The sequence below is a fragment of the Caulobacter sp. CCH9-E1 genome (assembly GCF_001556515.1).
GTDB lineage: Bacteria > Pseudomonadota > Alphaproteobacteria > Caulobacterales > Caulobacteraceae > Caulobacter.
Window position 1 is genome coordinate 63,909 of record NZ_LSJA01000038.1, and the last position, 18,391, is coordinate 82,299.

General features: G+C 68.2%; 11 protein-coding genes, 1 tRNA gene and 2 pseudogenes. 11 read left to right on the forward strand and 3 right to left on the reverse strand.

Annotated elements, in window-relative coordinates; translation table 11 throughout:
• The gene (locus AX690_RS02195; RefSeq protein ID WP_066682705.1) at positions 1-459 is read left to right on the forward strand and encodes a hypothetical protein; all 459 of its coding nucleotides are present in this window, start codon (positions 1-3) and stop codon (positions 457-459) included.
• 69 nt (positions 460-528) lie between these two features.
• On the opposite strand, the gene AX690_RS02200 is transcribed toward AX690_RS02195, so the two are convergent.
• Positions 529-1,290, reverse strand: a complete 762-nt coding sequence (locus tag AX690_RS02200; RefSeq protein WP_066682736.1) for an SIMPL domain-containing protein — start codon at positions 1,288-1,290, stop codon at positions 529-531.
• A 149-nt stretch (positions 1,291-1,439) separates the two neighbouring features.
• Between AX690_RS02200 and AX690_RS02205 the strand changes: the two genes are divergently transcribed.
• Both AX690_RS02205 and AX690_RS02210 read left to right on the forward strand, forming a co-directional pair.
• Positions 1,440-1,515, forward strand: a tRNA-Ile gene (locus tag AX690_RS02205).
• Positions 1,516-1,776: 261 nt separating this feature from the next.
• Positions 1,777-2,007: pseudogene (locus tag AX690_RS02210) on the forward strand (hypothetical protein); the annotation flags it as partial.
• Between the two features lie 163 nt (positions 2,008-2,170).
• Here the strand turns inward: AX690_RS02210 and AX690_RS02215 are convergent.
• A complete protein-coding gene (locus AX690_RS02215; protein WP_066682710.1) occupies positions 2,171-4,897 on the reverse strand; it encodes a TonB-dependent receptor in 2,727 nt (908 codons plus the stop codon).
• A 304-nt stretch (positions 4,898-5,201) separates the two neighbouring features.
• On the opposite strand from AX690_RS02215, the gene AX690_RS02220 reads away from it, so the two are divergent.
• Both AX690_RS02220 and AX690_RS02225 read left to right on the forward strand, forming a co-directional pair.
• A complete protein-coding gene (locus tag AX690_RS02220; RefSeq protein ID WP_082769449.1) occupies positions 5,202-7,001 on the forward strand; it encodes an alpha-amylase family glycosyl hydrolase in 1,800 nt (599 codons plus the stop codon).
• Positions 6,977-8,617, forward strand: a complete 1,641-nt coding sequence (locus AX690_RS02225) for an alpha-amylase family glycosyl hydrolase (protein WP_082769450.1) — start codon at positions 6,977-6,979, stop codon at positions 8,615-8,617. The genes AX690_RS02220 and AX690_RS02225 overlap by 25 nt, the downstream gene beginning before the upstream one ends.
• Here the strand turns inward: AX690_RS02225 and AX690_RS02230 are convergent.
• Positions 8,614-9,692: pseudogene (locus AX690_RS02230) on the reverse strand (LacI family DNA-binding transcriptional regulator). The gene AX690_RS02225 and the pseudogene AX690_RS02230 sit on opposite strands and share 4 nt — an antisense overlap.
• 253 nt (positions 9,693-9,945) lie before the next feature.
• On the opposite strand from AX690_RS02230, the gene AX690_RS02235 reads away from it, so the two are divergent.
• The 6 genes from AX690_RS02235 to AX690_RS02260 all read left to right on the forward strand — a co-directional run.
• Complete coding sequence (locus AX690_RS02235) at positions 9,946-11,442, forward strand: MFS transporter (protein ID WP_082769451.1); 1,497 nt, start codon at positions 9,946-9,948, stop codon at positions 11,440-11,442.
• 36 nt (positions 11,443-11,478) lie between these two features.
• Entirely contained in the window at positions 11,479-13,800 is a 2,322-nt protein-coding gene (locus tag AX690_RS02240; RefSeq protein WP_066682717.1) for a glucan 1,4-alpha-glucosidase, read from the forward strand.
• Between the two features lie 120 nt (positions 13,801-13,920).
• Positions 13,921-16,272, forward strand: a complete 2,352-nt coding sequence (locus tag AX690_RS02245) for a methyl-accepting chemotaxis protein (protein WP_066682718.1) — start codon at positions 13,921-13,923, stop codon at positions 16,270-16,272.
• Positions 16,273-16,564: 292 nt separating this feature from the next.
• Positions 16,565-17,059 carry a GAF domain-containing protein gene (locus AX690_RS02250; RefSeq protein ID WP_066682721.1) on the forward strand — a complete coding sequence of 165 codons (495 nt, stop codon included), beginning with the start codon at positions 16,565-16,567 and terminating at the stop codon, positions 17,057-17,059.
• A gap of 54 nt (positions 17,060-17,113) precedes the next feature.
• Positions 17,114-17,638 carry a flavin reductase family protein gene (locus AX690_RS02255; RefSeq protein WP_066682723.1) on the forward strand — a complete coding sequence of 175 codons (525 nt, stop codon included), beginning with the start codon at positions 17,114-17,116 and terminating at the stop codon, positions 17,636-17,638.
• Between the two features lie 76 nt (positions 17,639-17,714).
• Positions 17,715-18,391 (forward strand): aldehyde dehydrogenase family protein (locus tag AX690_RS02260; protein WP_156449534.1); only part of this gene is annotated, 677 nt, incomplete at its 3' end.

An 18,391-nucleotide genomic window follows, 5' to 3' on the forward strand; every position in this document is an offset into this window, starting at 1 on the left:
ATGGCCCGCCGCCTGGCCCTCGTCGCCATCGCCGCCGCGGGCCTTTCGGCCTGCTCGGCGAAGCTGCCCGCCGACATCGACGAGGCCGTCCTGACCCAGGCGATCGGCAAGTCGATCGGCTCCCCCTCGACCTGCGTGATCGTCGCCGACGCGCAAGGACGCACCGTCTGGCGCGGCGGCGGCTACATCACCTGCTCGCGCAACCTACCGACCTGCCAGGGCGAGACCACGACCGCGGCCGACGTGCTGAAGGCGGGGCTGGGCAAGCCGGCCCGCTTCACCAGCTGCCCGACGACTGGAAACAACACCGTGGGTTGGGCCGTCGGTCCCGTCCCGACCGGCGAGGGCAAGCCCCAGCGCGGCCTGAGCTACGTGGCCGTCATGGAGGGCGAACGCGCCCTGCCGGGCCTGGAGATCAAGGAACGCGCCGAGCAAGCCTTCGAGAAGGCCGGGTTCTAGCACCAAAAAGCTCGTGTCATCCCGGAAGCCTCGAAGAGGCTATCCGGGATGACACGGAGAAGAAGCCGCCTACCGCGCCGCCTCGTAGACCGCGCTGACGTCCACCCGCACCTTCAGCTCGCCGGCCGAGATGCTGGTCGAGTCGGCCATCTCGCGCTTGGCCATGGCGAACACCGGCATCGGCGGGGAGGGGGGCGTGTAGCCGCCGCCTTCGCTCAGATTGACCAGACGCACGGCCTTGTAGCCGGTGGCGCGGCCATAGAGCTCGGCCTTGGCCTGCAGGGCCTTCACCGCCTCCAGCCGCGCGGCGTCCTCGGCCGCTTGCGGGTTCGTCAGGCCAAAGCCGATGCCGTTGACGGTGTTGGCGCCCGCGCCGACGGCGGCGTCCACCGTCGCGCCCAGCTTGGCGAGATCGCGCACGGTGATCGTCACCTGGTTCGAGGCCTGGTAGCCGGTCAGCTTCGGCGGTTGGTTCTGCTCATAGGCGTACTGGGCGTTCAGGTTCAGGTTCGAGGTCTGGATGTCGCGCTCGGCGATCCCGGCCTTCTTCAGGGCGGCCATGGCCTGGTTCATCCGCGCGCCGTTGGCCTTCAGGGCCTCGCCGGCGGTCGGGGCTTCCGTCTGCACGCCCAGGGTGATGGTGGCCATGTCGGGCGCTACGCGGGTCTCGCCATAGGCCGACAGGTTGAAGGTCGTGGCTTTGAAGGCGCTTTCGGCGCTGGTCTGGGCCAGGGCCGGCGCGGCCGCGCCCATCAGGAGGGCGCCGCCCATCAGGGCGGGGGCGACTAAGGCGGCCATCAGTTTGGCGGGGCGGCGGGCGGTGTTGGTCATCATTGTTCTCCAGATCTGTCCGGCGCAGGCGAAGCGTGGCCGGACAGCTATGGTTCCCTGATGACAGCTCCAACCTGAACCGGACCTTTAAGCCGCGTTCGGCCCGTGCTAATCCGCCGGCTCGCGTGCGCCGTGAAGCGACTCCGCGCGGGCCTGTAGCTCAATGGTTAGAGCCGACCGCTCATAACGGTCTGGTTGGGGGTTCGAGTCCCTCCGGGCCTACCACGCTCCCCCACGGCTATGACTGCGCAAGCTTGGCTGTCGCGGCGTTTTGTTCTCAATTTGTTCCGTTTCTCCACTGGAACATCTTTGGGCGACTCGACGTCAAATGCGGACGCATGGTCCTCTGAAGCGAGTCGACTCCGGCCTCGCCGATGGGCAGAGTCGTTAACGGCGAGGGCGTTCCGAGCGCAGCCGCGGCCGCGGCGCGAAGAGCGGAACACCCTTGAGCCGTCACCCCAAGATCCCGGGCTGGAGGAGGCCTCGATGGACATCGATCCCGATCGCCTGCGCGCGATCGTGGGCGCGCTAGGCGGCGTGGCCGTCTACGGCCTGGTGCAGATCGGCGCGCTGAGCGTGGCCGAGCGCGCGAACCTGCGCGACCTGACGATCCGTCTGGCCTGCGCGGCCGGTTCGGCCGTCATCGTCGCGGCGTTTCTCGTCAAGGCGGCGCTGCCGGTCATCCCATGGCCCGCGGTGCGCGAACCCTATCTGTTCGGCTTCGCGGTCGGCGCCTTCAGCTGGGAGTTGCTGCCCCTGGTGTTCAGCGTCGTCAAGCGCCGCGCCGCCGAGCGGGCGGAGAAGCTCTAGGCCGGCCAAAAAGAAAACCCTCGCCGGGCAGGACCGGCGAGGGCTCAAGGCTTAGGGGAGGGATAGGCGGCTAGAACTTGTAGGACAGGCCGATCAGGTAGGTGCGGCCGTAGCGCTGGTAGTCGATCACCTGGCGCTGGTCGTTGTTCTGGTAGGTGGTGAACGGCTCGTCGGTCAGGTTGTTGACCTGGGCCAGCACCGACAGGCCCTGCATCGGACCTTCGTTGAAGGTGTAGCCGATCTGGCTGTCGATGACGGACTCGCCCTTGACCATCCGATAGTTGCGGCCGTTGCCGAAGCCGGTGACCTCGCCCAGGAACTTGGAGCGATAGCGATCGCTGATCCGGAACGAGAAGCCGTTCTTTTCATAGTAGACCGTCAGGTTGGCGACGGTCTTCGACAGGCCCGGGATCGTCGAGCTCTTGTCGTTCGGGTTCGGTTGGATCGAGCTGTCGGTGTAGGAGGCGCTGAAGGTGGCGCCGAAGCCGTCGAGGATCGGGGTCAGCAGGGCGCCCGGCATCGAGGCGGCGAACTCGACGCCCTTGACCGAGCCGCCCTTGCCGTTCTGCGGCGTGGTGACGAGACCCAGGCGCGTCGCCGGCTCTGGCCCGCCGCCGATCGGGAAGCCGGTGAAGTCGAAGATGACGCTCTGGTCGTAAACGTAGGTCTTCAGGTCCTTGTAGAAGGCGGCCAGCGAGACGTAGGCCTGGCGGCCGAAATACTTCTCGTACGAGACGTCATACGAGTCGGCTCGCCAGGGCTCCAGCTCCGGATTGCCGCCCGTCCCGCTCCAGGGCGAGAAGTTGATGTTGCTGTTGCCGGCCTTGGCCTGGTCGTAGCTGAAGGTCTTGCTGGCGCGCATCTGGTCCATGCGCGGACGGGCCAGGGTGCGAGCCACGGCGAAGCGCAGGCTCTGTTCCGCCGGCAGGGCGAAGCGCAGGTTCACGCTGGGCAGGAAGTCGACATATTTCTTGCCGCCCGACAGGTTGGCGCGAACGACGCCGCTGCCGGTGCCGCTGGCGCCCAGGGCGGTCGAGCCCTGGTCGGTGTGGACGACCTGGAAGCCGAAGTTGCCGGTGACCGGCACGCCGCCGAGATCGGCGTCGATATTGGCCTTCAGGTAGCCGATCGCGACCTTCTCCTCGACGTCCCAGCTCTTGACCAGCACGTCGGCGTTCGGGTTGCGGACCAGGTCGTAGGCGCCCGAGCGGATCAGGGCGAACGGGTCGTAGCTGATCACATTGCCGAGGCCAATGAAGCCCAGCGAGGTGTTGCCGACGATGGCTGACGAGGGGATGGCGACGCTGGCCGGCGAGCCCTTGGCGCGCAGGAACCATTCGTCGTTCACCAGGCCCTTGGTGCGCTCGCTGTAGCTGGCGCCCAGCTCGACGCTGGAGAGGCCCTGGTCGAGCGCGCGGGTGATCGAGAAGCGGCCGGTCTTCAGCTCGTCCTCGATGGTCGGCTGGTTCAGATAGCCGTCCTGACCGCCAGTGATGATGTCGCCGCCCCAGCCTTGCGGGCTGGTCAGCTTGATCTGGCCCGCGTCGGCGTAGTTCAGGGTCGAGGTGAAGATCGCCTTGCCGTCGCCGTCCATCATGAAGGTCATGTTGTCGGTGGCGCCGACGCCGGCGCGGCCCGTGCCCGAATAGGACTCGACGACCTGGTCGGTGCGCTCGACCTTGGACCAGGAGAGGTCGGTGACCAGGGTCCAGGCGTCGCCCATCTCCCACTTGTTGTTCCAGCCCAGCGACTTGATCGTCGCGTCGCGGTCGTTGCCGTCGTTGCGGACCACGCCCTTGACGCCGTTGAAGGCGCCGCCGACGACCATGCCGTTCGAGACCTTCGAATTGGTCAGCGGAATGCCGCCCCAGACCAGAGGTAGCTCGACGCCGCGCTGGATCTGGTGGTTGTTGAACTCCGAATAGAAGACGTCCAGCGACGAGGTGAAGCGATCGGTCGGCGCGAACTCGACCACGCCCATAAAGCCGTCGCGCTTGAGCATGCTGGACTGCACGTAGGGCTTGGCGCCGCCGATCACCAGATTGCCGGAAGCGTCGGTCGGATAGCCCCACGAATTCCAGCGCTCGGCCTGATAGGGCGACTCCATGTGGGCGTAGCCCAGCGCCAGACCCAGCTTACCGTCCATGAACTGGTCGATGTACGAGATGCTGAGGCGGTTGCCGTGCGACTTGGTCCCGGCGTTCAGGGCGCCGATGTCATTCCACTCGTAGCGGGCGCCGACGGCCAGGGCGCGCTTGCCGAAGGCCAGCGGGCGCACGGTGCGCATGTCGGCGGTGCCGGCCAGGCCCTGGCCGATCAGGCTGGCGTCGGGGGTCTTGTAGACCACGACGGCGCTCAGCAGTTCCGAGGGGTACTGGTCGAACTCGACCCCGCGGTTGTCGCCGGTCGAGACCTGCTCGCGGCCGTTCAGCAGGGCGGTGGTGAAGTCGGGCGCGAGGCCCCGGATCGAGATGACCTGGCCGCGGCCGTCCAGGCGTTGGGCGGTCAGGCCGGGCAGGCGCGCGATCGACTCGGCGATCGACATGTCGGGCAGCTTGCCGATGTCCTCGGCCGAGACGGCTTCGACGATCGAGGTCGAGCTCTTCTTCAGCGAGATGGCGCCTTCGATGCCGCGGCGGATGCCGGTGACGACGACTTCCTCGACCTGGGCGTTGTCCTGTTGCGCGGGGGCGGCGGTCTGCGCCTGGGCCGAACCGGCCAGCGCGAAGGTCAGCGCCAGACCCGTGGCCCCACCGGTCATCAGCCAGGCGCGGCGGCGCGAAATTGCAGTGTTCATGAGTCTCACCCTCCCTGTCCGGCTCTGCGCTTTGATGATGCGGCGGGCCGTTGGTGAAAATTACTGCAAATTAATCCGCTGTAATCAACCCAAAAAAGTGCAAACGATCGCTGGAGAGGCTCTCGATGTCCCGTGCTGACGGCGATATGTGGCTTATTTGCCCCACTTATCGCGGCGTGCTCTGGCGGAAAATCGCTGCAAATTGGTCTGACAACCCGGATTGACACGGCTGGCCCGTCCCTGCAAATTCTTGCAAAGAGTTGCAATGGCGGTCCGGCGCTGAACCGGGCGCGGGGAGGGAGCGATGTCGATCATGACGCCTTGGCGACGCACGCTGCTGGCCGCGCTGGGTCTGAGCGCCCTGGCCGCTTCGGCCTTCGCCGCGCCGGCGCCCTACCTGCAGCGCAAGCCGCAGGACGAGGTGATCTATTTCCTGCTGCCCGACCGCTTCGAGAACGGCGACCCGACCAATGACCATGGCGGCCCGGACCGGGGGGCGCTGGTCGACGGCTTCGATCCGACGCGCGCCGGCTTCTATCACGGCGGCGACCTGAAGGGCGCGGCCCGCCGGCTGGACTACATCCAGGGCCTGGGCGCGACGGCGATCTGGCTGGCGCCGATCTTCACGAACAAGGCGGTGCAGGGCGCGCCGGGACAAGAGTCGGCGGCGCATCACGGCTACTGGATCACCGACTTCACCGATGTCGATCCGCACTTCGGGACCAAGGCCGACTTCAAGGCCCTGGTCGACGCGGCCCACGCGCGGGGCCTGAAGGTCTATATGGACATCGTCGTGAACCACACGGCCGACGTGATCCAGTATCGCGAGCGCCCGGACGGCCGTTGTCCCTATCGAAGCATCGCCGACTACCCCTACACGCGGAAGGGCGGGGCGGCGGGGTCAGCGATCAACGCCGGCTTCGAGGGCAAGGACTTCAGCAAGCTGACGCGGCCGGACTGGGCCTATGCGCCGTTCGTTCCGCCGGGCCAGGAGCACGCCAAGGCGCCCGACTGGCTGAACGACCCGATCTACTATCATAACCGGGGCGAGAGCACGTTCGCGGGCGAGAGCTCGCTGCTGGGCGACTTCGCCACCCTGGACGACGTCTTCACCGAGAACCCGCGCGTCGTGCAGGGCTTCATCGAGGTCTACGGCCAGTGGATCGACGACTTCGGGATCGACGGCTTCCGCATCGACACCGCCCGCCACGTGGACCCGAAATTCTGGCAAGCCTTCGTTCCCGCGATGCTGGCGCGCGCCAAGGCCAAGGGGATCCCGAACTTCCACATCTTCGGCGAGGTCTTCGACGCCGACGCCGCGATCCTGGCCAGCCACACGCGGGTCGACAAGCTGCCGGCGGTTCTGGACTTCGCCTTCCAGGCGGCGGTGACCGATGTCGTCACGGGCAAGGCGGGCCCCGAGCGCCTGGCGCGCGTCTTTGCCGCCGATTCCGTCTACGAAGGTGGCGAGGCGACTGCGCGCCAGCTGCCGACCTTCCTGGGCAACCATGACATGGGCCGCATCGGCTGGTTCCTGCAAAAGGCCCGGCCCGGGATCGGCGACGAGGAGCTGCTCGCGAGAGCGAGCCTGGGCAACGCCATTCTGCTCACCGCCCGCGGCGTCCCGACGATCTATTACGGCGACGAGCAGGGCTTCACCGGCGATGGCGACTATGCCGACTCCCGCGAGGACATGTTCGAAAGCCGGGTCGCCAGCTACAACGACAACCGCCTGATCGGGGTGTCGGCGAAGGGGCCAAGATCGGCCTTCGATTCCAACTCCGTGCTCTACCGCCGCATCGCCGAGCTGGCTCGCCTGCGGGCCACGACGCCGGCCCTGCGCGAGGGTCGCCAGGTGACGCGCGTCGCTGACCCGCAGCCCGGCCTCTTCGCCTTCTCGCGCCTGCTGGCGGGGACCGAGGTTCTGGCCGTCTTCAACACCGGCGACAAGCCGATCAGGGCGAACGTGCCGGTCGAGGCTGGTTCGGCGTCGTGGCGTTCGCTGCACGGCGCCTGTTCGCCTCGCGCCAACGCGCCGGGCAGCTATTCCATCGAGCTTGCGCCGCTCGACTACATGCTATGCGTTTCCGAGGGACGACCGTGACCGTTGAAGTTCTAGCCAAGCCCCCTGCGGAGACCTTGATGAGCGAGTGGTGGCGGGGCGCGGTGATCTATCAGGTCTATCCGCGCAGCTTCGCCGACTCGAACGGCGACGGCGTCGGCGACCTGCCGGGGATCACCGCGCGGCTCGAGCACATCGCCTCGCTCGGCGTCGAGGGCGTGTGGCTGTCGCCGTTCTTCAAGTCGCCGATGAAGGACTTCGGCTACGACGTCTCGGACTATCGCGACGTCGATCCGATCTTCGGGACCCTGGCTGATTTCGACGCCCTGGTCGCCAAGGCCCACGCCCTGGACCTGAAGATCATCATCGATCTGGTCTTCTCGCACACCTCGGAGGAGCACCCCTGGTTCGCCGAGAGCCGCCAGGACCGGGCCAACGCCAAGGCCGAATGGTTCGTCTGGGCCGACGCCAAGCCCGACGGCAGCCCGCCCAGCAACTGGCAGTCGGTGTTCGGCGGCCCAGCCTGGACCTGGGACGCCCGGCGCGGCCAGTACTACATGCACAACTTCCTCAGCAGCCAGCCGCAACTGAACCTGCACAATCCGGCGGTCCAGGACGCCTTGCTGGCGGTCACCCAGTTCTGGATCGACAAGGGCGTGGACGGCTTCCGCTTCGACGCCATCAACTTCTCGATGCACGACCCGGCGCTGACCGACAATCCGCCGCTGCCGCCGGGCGGCAAGCGCACGCGACCGTTCGACTTCCAGGACAAGATCCACAACCAGAGCCACGCCGACATTCCGAAGTTCCTCAGCCGCATCCGGGCGTTGACCGACGCGGCGGGCGGGCGGTTCTCGGTGGCCGAGGTCGGCGGCGATCACGCCGACCGCGAGATGAAGCTGTTCACGGCCGGCAACGACCGGCTGAACAGCGCCTATGGCTTCCTCTATCTCTACGCCGACAAGTTGACCGGCGACATGATCCCCAAGGGCGCGGCCATGTGGCCGGGCGCGGACGGGGAGGGCTGGCCCTCCTGGACCTTCTCGAACCACGACGCGCCGCGCGCGGTGTCGCGCTGGGCCGAGGGGCGCGACCGCAAGGCCTTCGCCGAGATGTGCCTGCTGCTGCTGATGGGCCTGCGCGGCAACGTTTTCGTCTATCAGGGCGAGGAGCTGGGCCTGCCCCAGGCCAACGTCCCGTTCGAGCGGCTGCAGGATCCGGAAGCCATCGCCAACTGGCCGCAGACCCTGGGCCGCGATGGGGCTCGCACGCCGATGCCCTGGCAAGCTCATGCGCTGAACGCCGGCTTCTCGGCCGTCGAGCCGTGGCTGCCGGTCGATCCCGAGCACATGGCGCTGGCCGTCGACGCGCAGGAGGCGGATCCGAACTCGACCCTGCACGTCGCCCGCCGCCTGATCGCCTTGCGCCGCAGCCACCCGGCGCTGCGGACGGGCGCGATCACCTTTCTCGACACCAACAGCCCGCTGCTGATCTTCCAGCGGGGCGAGGGGGCGGACGCTTTGCTGCTGGCTTTCAATCTGGGCCACGAGCCGGTCGCCTGGTCGTTGCCCGACGGCTGGGCCTTGCTCGACGGCGTCAACCTGGGCGTCGACGGCGAGATGCCGCCGTGCGCGGGGCTGATCGCGCGGCGCGCCTAGCCCCCGCAGCTCTCCCGAATGATCAAATCCGTCGGCACGCGCTCGGAGCGGCTGGCGCGCTCGCCGCTGTCGAGCAGCTTGGAGACCATCAGCCGGCCAGCCTTGGCGGTGTCCTGGGCGATGGTCGAGAGCGCCGGGCTGGCGTAGCGGCTGAAGGGGACATTGTCGAAGCCCATCACCGAGACGTCGCCCGGAACCGACAGGCCGGCGTGCTTCAGCGCCCGGATGGCGCCCAGGGCAATCAGGTCGGACGCGGCGACCACGCCGTCGAACTGGATGCCGTGGTGGATCAGGCTGTCGACGGCGGCCTCGGCCGACTCCACCTCGAAGTGGGCGGGGACGATCAGGTCCGGATCGACGCCCAGCTTGGCCTGCTCCAGGGCCTCCAGATAGCCGCGGTGGCGGTGCATGGCCTCGGGCGCCTCGGTGTCGCCCAGGAAGACGATGCGCTTGCGGCCCAGGCGCGCCAGGTGGAGCGTCGCGCGGCGGCCGCCCTGGATGTTGTCCGAGCCGACCGAGCAGTAGTTCTGGTCGGGGAACTGCGCGCCCCAGACCACGAAGCGGGTCTCGGTCTCGGCCAGGCGGTTGAAGGCCGCGTGCAGCGAGCTCTGGCCCAGGAAGATCACCCCCTCGGCCCGGCTGGTGTTCATCGCCGCCGCCAGATCCTCGAAATTGGCCGGCGCGATGTGGCTGAGGATGACGTCGCAGCCGCGCTCCTTGGCCGCCTCGCCGACGCCCGCCAGCAATTCGAGGAAGAACGGGTCGGACATGCCGCTGTCGCGGCCCTGGGGGCGAGGCGTGACGAGCGCGATCGTGGCCTCGGCGCCGATCGGGCCGGCGGGCATGTAGCGGCGGAACGGATAGTCCATCTCGCGCGCCAGCTTCCAGATCAGCTGCTTGGTGCGCTGGTTCACCGCCGGGCTGTCGTTCAGCGCCCGCGAGGCGGTGGAGATCGAAACCCCGGCCAGCTTGGCCAGGTCCTCAAGTCGTGTCGCGCCCCTGCTCACCTAACCCCCGTCCCTCAACGCGTCGCCGCAAACATTTCTGCAAAGTTTTTCATTGGCCATAAGGCCATGTTCGGCGAGATTTGCAACCGCCGCGCGGCCGAGGACGATGCTCCCGAGCGCACTGAAAAATCATGCAAATTATTGACCGGCGCGGCGAGGGTTGGGTCAGCGGCCTTGAGGCGTGATGGCGCAAAATATCGACAAAACCCTTGTTTATCGTTGCAACGCGCTGACGGTCATGTGCAAATGCATCGCGCGCAGTTTGTGCAAAATATTGAGAAAACGGATCGGGTCCAACCGATCCCGGCGGGGCGGAGACGGATGGCCAGGCAGAGGCTGACTTTCCTGCAGATCTGGAACATGTGCTTTGGATTCTTCGGAATCCAGATCGGCTTCGGCCTGCAGAACGCCAACACCAGCCGCATCTTCCAGACCCTGGGCGTCGACGTGAACCATCTGGCGATCCTGTGGATCGCCGCGCCGGCCACGGGCCTGCTGGTTCAGCCGATCATCGGCCATTTCAGCGACAGGACCTGGGGGCGTCTGGGCCGCCGACGGCCTTACTTCTTCTGGGGCGCGATCCTGACGACCCTGGGCCTCCTGGTCATGCCGAACTCGCCCACCCTGTGGGTCGCGGCGGCGGCGTTGTGGATCATGGACGCCTCGATCAACGTGACCATGGAGCCGTTCCGAGCCCTCGTCGGCGACAACCTGCCCGACGAGCAGCGGGCGACCGGCTACGCCATGCAGAGCTTCTTCATCGGCCTCGGCGCGGTGCTGGCCTCGGCCCTGCCGTGGATGCTGACCAACTGGTTCCAGGTGTCCAATGTCGCCCCGGCGGGCCAGATCCCCGACGCGGTGCGGATCGCCTTCTACGCCGGCGGCGCGGGGCTGTTGCTGGCGGTGATGTGGACGGTCTTCACGACCCGCGAATATCCGCCCGAACAGTTGCTGGTCTTCGAGGCCGAGGAGGCGAGGGGCTTTGGCCCGCGTCAGGAGCCGGCGCCCTCGATCAACGCCTACATCGCCCTGGGCGTCGGCGGCGTTTTGCTGGGCGCGGCGCTGGCCCTCGTCGTCTGGTGGGCGGGGCTGGAGAAGGAGCTCTACGTCCTGGCGGGCTTGCTGATGGCGTTCGGCGTGGCGGGCGTCGCCGGGGCGCGGTTCAAGCGCCTGGGCCTAACCGACAACGGCTTCTCCGAGGTGCTCGAGGACGCCTTCCGCATGCCGATCACCATGCGCCAGCTGGCGGTGGTGCAGTTCTTCTCGTGGTTTGGCCTGTTCGCCATGTGGATCTACACGACGCCCGCCGTGGCGGCGGTCCACTTCGGGGCCGCCGACACCGCGTCGAAGGCCTATAACAACGGCGCGGACTGGGTCGGCGTGCTGTTCGCCGTCTACAACGGCGTCGCGGCCCTGGCGGCGCTGCTGATCCCGCTGATGGTCAAGATCTCCAGCCGCAAGGTCAGCCACGCCGCGTGCCTGACTCTGGGCGCGCTGGGCCTGTTGTCCTTCCTGCTGATCCGCCAGCCGGGCCTGCTGTGGATCGGCATGATCGGCGTCGGCTTCGCCTGGAGCTCGATCCTGTCGGCCCCGTACTCGATCCTGGCCGGCGCCCTGCCGGCCCGGAAGATGGGCGTCTACATGGGGATCTTCAATTTCTTCATCGTCATTCCCCAGCTCCTGGCGGCGACGGTGCTGGGCCTGCTGCTGAAGACCTTCTTCGGCGGCCAGGCCATCTACGCGCTCGTTCTGGGCGCGAGCTCCCTCCTCATCGCGGCCCTGGCGACCTTCGCGGTTCGCGACGCCAAGCCCGCCTGATCCCTTGTTTTCTCCAAGCCTGACGAGGTCCTCGCCATGCGCCGCCTGAAACTGTTCGCCCTGGCCTCGGCCGCCACCGCCCTCGCCAGCGCCGCCCACGCCGCCGGGCCGGCCACGACCTGGGCCTACGCCGCCAAGACCGGCGTCGGCGCCGCGTACGAGGCCTATGTCGACGGCGCCTACAGGCCCGGCGGGCCGACGGGCGCTGTGTCCAAGGTCTGGTTCTCGATCGCTGATGGGGTGCTGACCGAGACCATGTACGGCCTGATCCACGAGGCCCAGATCAAGCAGATGCGCATCGCCGTCCAGACGCCGACCGGCCTGGCGGTCGAGGGCGCGGACACCACGGCCAAGACCGAATATCTGCACGTCGACGGCGCCGGCCGGCCGCTGTCGCCGGCATACAAGATCACCACCACCGACAAGCAGGGTCGCTTCGTCATCGAGAAGCGGATCTTCACCGATCCGGACCGCGACAGCCTGTTCGTGCGGGTCACCGTCAAGGCGCTGAAGGGGCCCGTGACCCCGACCCTGGTGCTGGAGCCGCACATGGCCAATACCGGCGGCGGTGATACGGGGGACGCCTCAATGACGGCCCTGACCGCTTTCGAAGGGAAGGCGCATCTAAGCCTGAAGGGCGCCGCGCCCTTCGCCAAGGCTTCGGCCAGCACGTTGCAAGGCGGCGACGCCCTGGCCGGCCTGGAGGCCACCACGACCTCGGGGAGAGGCGCGATCGTGCTGACCGCCCAGCTGCCGGCGGTCGCCAAGGAAGAGACCTTCGACTTCGCCATCGGCTTTGGCCCCGACGCCAAGGCCGCCGACGCGGGCGCCTCGGCCACGCTGAAGACCGGCTACGCCGAGGTGCTGGCCCGCTTCAACGGCGAGGGCGCGCGCGTCGGCTGGGAAGACTACTTGGCCTCGCTCTCGGAGCTGCCGCGCCTGCGCGAGGCGTCCGAGGACGGCGGCAAGCTGCTCCAGGCCTCGGCCCTGATGCTGAAGGTGCAAGAGGACCGCACCCACGCCGGGGCCCTGATCGCCTCGCTGTCGAACCCCTGGGGCGACACGGTCGACGCCACCCAGTCCTCGACCGGCTACAAGGCCGTCTGGCCGCGCGACTTCTACCAGTGCGCCATGGCCCTGGCGGCGCTGGGCGACCAGCAGACGCCGCTGGCGGCGTTCCATTACCTGCCCACCGTGCAGGTCGGTCCGAAGACGCCCGGCAACACCGGCGTCGGCGGCTGGTTCCTGCAGAAGTCGCACGTCGACGGAACGCCCGAATGGGTCGGCGTCCAGCTGGACCAGACCGCCATGCCGATCATGCTGGGCTGGAAACTGTGGAAGCTGGGCTGGCTGCCGGAGACCGAACTCAAGGCCTATTACGGTCGCATGCTGAAGCCGGCGGCCGACTTCCTCGTGAAGGGCGGTAAGGTTGGCCTCGGCTGGAACAGCGCCACCATCACCCCGCCGTTCACCCAGCAGGAGCGCTGGGAAGAGCAGGGCGGCTATTCCCCCTCGACGACCGCCGCCGTGATCGCAGGCCTGGTGGTCGCCGGCGACATCGCCGAAGCGGCCGGCGACAAGGCTTCGGCGACTCTGTACCGCCAGACGGCCGACGACTACTCCGCCAAGGTCGAAGCCCGCATGGTCACGACCAAGGGAACGTTCGGCGACGGCCACTACTATCTGCGCCTGAACAGCGACCAGGATCCGGACAACAAGAGCCCCGTCGAGGAGCGCAACGGTCAGGCCGCCGTCCCCGAGGACAAGATGCTGGACGCCGGCTTCCTGGAGCTCGTCCGCTACGGCGTGCGCCGCGCCGACGATCCGGCCATCGTGGCCAGCCTGCCCAAGATCGATGACCAGGCGATGGAGGACCTCTATCGCGTCCGCTACGACTTCACCTTCGCGGGCGAGACGGGGACTTTCCCCGGTTGGCGGCGCTACGGCGTCGACGGCTACGGGGAGGACGTGAAGACCGGCGCCAACTATGGCGAAGGCGGCCAGATGCGTCCCGGTCAGCGCGGCCGCGTGTGGCCGATCTTCACCGGCGAGCGCGGCCACTACGAGCTCGCCCTGGCCGGCGTCTCGGGCAAGCCGGACGCGGCCGCGGTGAAGAAGGTCCGCGACACCTATGTGCGGGCGATGGAGCTGTTCGCCAATGACGGCCTGCTGATCCCCGAACAGGTCTGGGACGGCGTCGGCGCGGCCAGCGCCCACGGCTACGTGCGCGGCGAGGGGACCGATTCCGCCACGCCCCTAGCCTGGAGTCACGCCGAGTACGTCAAGCTGCTGCGTTCGGTCAGCGATGGCCAGGTGTGGGACAGCTATGCGCCGGTGAAAGCCCGTTTCGGGCGCTGAAAGGGGCGAAAAAGACGCGCGCATTGTCGCAGGCGCGCGCTTGGCGAACGTGGTTAACGGGCGGTTAGGATTCGGTAGCGAAGACAGGGTAACAGCCATGTTCGCGGCCGGAGATCTCGCATGAAGCCGTTTCGTCGGTTGACGATCGCCTGGAAACTGATCCTCGTGGCGGGGCTTGCGATTGGCCTGCTGCTGATCGCGGCGGCGGCGACCGTGTCCTCGCACACCAGCGCCATCGTCTCGGGCCTGACCAACCGCTATGCAGGCGCGGTCGCCGACGACGCCATTCAGACGGCGCAGGCGGACATCGGGCGAGTGGAGTCGACCGCGCGGTCGATGGCCGTCTCGATCGGCGCGGCCCACCAGGCCGGCATGACCGACCGCAAGACCGTGATCGAGATGCTGAAGCCCAACGCCGAGTCCTCGGACATGGTGCTGGGCAGCTGGTTCATGGCCGAACCGAACGGCTTCGACGGCAAGGACGCCGAGCTGGCCGGCAATACGGCCATGGGCTCCAACAAGGTCGGCAACTTCCAGCCTTACTGGGTGCATGACGGCGACAAGGTGATCTTCCAGCCCCTGGATCAGGGCGACGAATACAGCCAACCCTATTACGCCATTCCCAAGAAGACCGGCCGCGCCGCGGTCGTGGAGCCCTATCCCTACGACGTGGCCGGCAAGTCGGTGCTGATGACCTCGATCGTCTACCCGGTGACCTCCAACGGCCGGTTCATCGGCGTGGCGGGCCTGGACCTGGCGCTCGACAGCCTTTCGCGCAAGCTGGGGGCGATGAAGCCACTGGGCGGCGGCCGGGTGATGATGCTGTCGCCGAGCGGCAAGTGGGTGGCCCACCCCGATCCGGCCAAGCGCATGGCCGCCTATGACGATCCGGGCGCCGACCAGGTTCAGGCGGTGCTGGCCGGCGGCGAGGCGGTCGAGGTCAAGGGCGTGGTCGCCGACGGCGTGCCGATGGCCCGGATCGTCCGCCCCGTGCCGATGCCGGCCCTGAACACCACCTGGGCCCTGGTGATGGACGTGCCGCTGGCGGCGATCACCGGTCCGGCCGACCAGCTGGCGCGGATTTTGTTCATCGGCGGTCTGGTCATCACCCTGGCGGTGCTGGCGGCCCTGTTCTTCGCCAGCGCGGCCTTGGTCAAGAAGCCGCTCACCGGCCTGACCCGCAGCGTCGACAAGCTCAGCGCCGGCCGCTACGACGACGCCGTTCCGGGCATCGAAGGCGGCGACGAGATCGCCGCCATCGCCCGCGCCCTCGACGGCTTCCGCCATGACCTGGCCGACGGCCAGCGCCGCCGCGCCGAGCAGGAGGCCGAACGGGCCGCCGCCGAGGTCGAGCGTCGTCGCCACGCCGAGGAGGCCGAGGCCTTCGCCGCGGCCCAGGCCCGCGCCGTCCACACGCTGGGCGAGGGCATGGAGCGACTGGTTGACGGCGACCTGATCTGGCGCATGCGCGAGGACGACTTCGACGGCGAGGCGGTGAAGATGCCGCGCGACTTCAACGCCGCCGTCGAGAGCCTGCAGGCGACCATGGCCGGCATCCTCAACGCCGCGCGCAGCATCCGAAGCGGCTGCGCCGAGATCAGCAGCGCCGCCGACGACCTCTCGCAGCGCACCGAGCGCCAGGCCGCGGGCCTGGAGCAGACCGCCGCCGCCCTCGACCAGATCACCGCCACCGTCCGGCGCAGCTCCGAGGGGGCCGAGCGGGCGCGCCAGGTGACAATCAGCGCCAAGGCCGCCGCCGAACGCAGCGGCGCGGTGGTCAAGGAGGCGGTCGAGGCCATGAGCGGCATCGAGAAGTCCTCGCAATCGATCACCCAGATCATCGGCGTCATCGACGAGATCGCCTTCCAGACCAATCTCCTGGCCCTGAACGCCGGGGTCGAGGCCGCGCGGGCGGGCGAGGCGGGGCGCGGCTTCGCGGTCGTGGCCCAGGAAGTGCGGGCCCTGGCCCAGCGCTCGGCCGACGCGGCCAAGGAGATCAAGGGCCTGATCACCGCCTCGACCGACCAGGTCGGCAAGGGCGTCAAGCTGGTCGGCGAGACCGGCGACACGCTGCGCGAGATCCTGGTGCAGGTGGCGGAGATCAACGAGCTGGTCGGCGAGATCGCCGCCTCATCCAAGGAGCAGGCCGTGGGCCTGGCCGAGGTGAACCAGGCCGTGAACCAGATGGACCAGGTCACCCAGCAGAACGCGGCCATGGTCGAGCAGTCGACCGCCGCCAGCCACGCCCTGTCGCAGGAGGCCGCCGAGCTGGAGCGCCTGATCGGCCGCTTCCAGGTTGGGGCCGAGATCCACGAGATGCCCGGCCGCCCCGAGCGTCGTCCGGCCGCGCCGCCGCAACGCCCGACGGTCGCCGCCCCCACCCGCGAGACCTTCCGCCAGCGCTACGTCCAGGGCTCGAACGCCCTGAAGGTCGCGCCCAGCTCGCGGCCCGGCGAGTGGGAGGAGTTCTGAGACGTCCCCGACCGGCCATGGAGCTCGACGACGGCGGCCAGACCCGCATCGACAAGCTGTAAGGGCTGATCGGCGAATGCCGATACGGCATCCATGACCTGCCTTCACGGCCGACCTGCCGGCGATCGCCGCCGACCTCGAGTTCGACGCCGAGACCATTCCCTATGTCGATTTCGAACGCATGATCGTCGGCTGGCCGCTGACGGCGGGGCCGCCGGCTTAAGCGTCGCTTTCGTTAGGGCCCAAGCCACTTCCCCCTCGCATCCCGCGCCGGCCGCGCTATATCCGCGGCATGGCCGAAGCGTTCAACGACATCACCCTCTCCGCCGACAAGGCGACCCGCTATGCCGAGGTCGCCGGCGAGATCGCCTCCGTGCTGGACGGCGAGACCAACCTGACCGCCCGCATGGCGACGGTGGCCTCGATGCTGGCGAGCAGCTTCGACCACTATTTCTGGACCGGCTTCTATGTCGTCGATCCGGCCAAGCCGCGCGAGCTGGTCGTCGGGCCCTATCAGGGCACGCTGGGCTGCCTGCGCATCGCGTTTGGGCGCGGCGTCTGCGGAGCGGCGGCCGAGACGGGCCAGACCCAGCTGGTGCCCGACGTCCACGCCTTCCCCGGCCACATCGCCTGCGATAGCCGCTCGGAAAGCGAAGTGGTGGTCCCGGTGTTCGACAAGGCCGGCCAGCTGATCGCCGTGTTCGACGTCGACTCCGACAAGCCCGCCGCCTTTGACGAGACCGACCAGGCGTGGCTGGAAAAGATCCTCAAGGCGACCTTCGCTTGATCCGCGGCGCGCGCCGGCTTGCTCCCGCCATCGCTTTGGCCCACTGCTAAGGCGATGAGTAGGGCGGTCACGATCGAGCTGGGAGAAGGCGGCGTCCACGACGCCCGCGCCCTGCGCAACGCGTTCGGATGCTTCACGACCGGCGTCACGGTCGTCACTACGATCGGCGTCGATGGCGGCCGCGTGGGCCTGACCGCCAACTCCTTCACGTCCGTCTCGCTGGATCCGCCGCTGGCGCTGATCTGCGTCGACCTGAAGTCGGCCAGCCTGCCGGCGCTGGACGCGGCCGGCCGCTTCGCCGTCAACGTCCTGCACGCCGAGCATCAGGCGCTGGCCCGCCAGTTCGTGCAAAAGGACATCGACCGCTTCACCGGCGTCGAGACCGAGACCTGGCGCACCGGCGTGCCGATCCTACCCGGCTGCATGGCCAACTTCGAGTGCGAGACGCATCACAGCTTCGACGCCGGGGATCACCGGGTCTATGTCGGGCGGGTCGTGAAGCTACGCTACGACCCGGATCATGAGCCGCTGGTCTATCTGCAAGGCCGCTTCCGACGGGTCCACGTCGATGCGGAGTAAGGCGGCATAATTTCGCGCGGTACGGCTCGGGCCGGGGATGCTATTGACGCGCAAAACAAGCGTTAGGGAGCGCATCATGCGAGACATCGCCCATTTCGTGAACGGCCAAGCCCTGGTCGGAACCTCCGGCCGCTACGGCGACGTCTTCAATCCCAACACCGGCGAGGTCCAAGCGCGCGTCCAGTTCGCGACCGACGCCGAGCTGGACGCGGCCGTTCAGGTCGCCGCCAAGGCCCAGGTCGGCTGGGCCCAGACCAATCCGCAGCGTCGCGCCCGGGTGATGTTCGAGTTCAAGCGCCTGATCGAGCGCGACATGAACGCCCTGGCCGAGATCCTGTCGTCCGAGCACGGCAAGGTCATCGCCGACGCCAAGGGCGACATCCAGCGGGGCCTCGAGGTCATCGAGTTCGCCTGCGGCATCCCCCACATCCTGAAGGGGGAATATACCGAGGGCGCCGGTCCCGGCATCGACGTCTATTCGATGCGCCAGCCGCTGGGCGTCTGCGCGGGCATCACCCCGTTCAACTTTCCGGCCATGATCCCGATGTGGATGTTCGGCATCAGCATCGCCGTCGGCAACAGCTTCATCCTCAAGCCGTCCGAAAAGGACCCGACCGTGCCGGTCAAGCTGGCCGAGCTGATGATGGAGGCCGGGGCGCCCGCCGGGGTGCTGAACGTGGTCCATGGCGACAAGAGCGCCGTCGACGCCATCCTGACCCCCCCGCTGATCCGCGCGGTCAGCTTCGTCGGCAG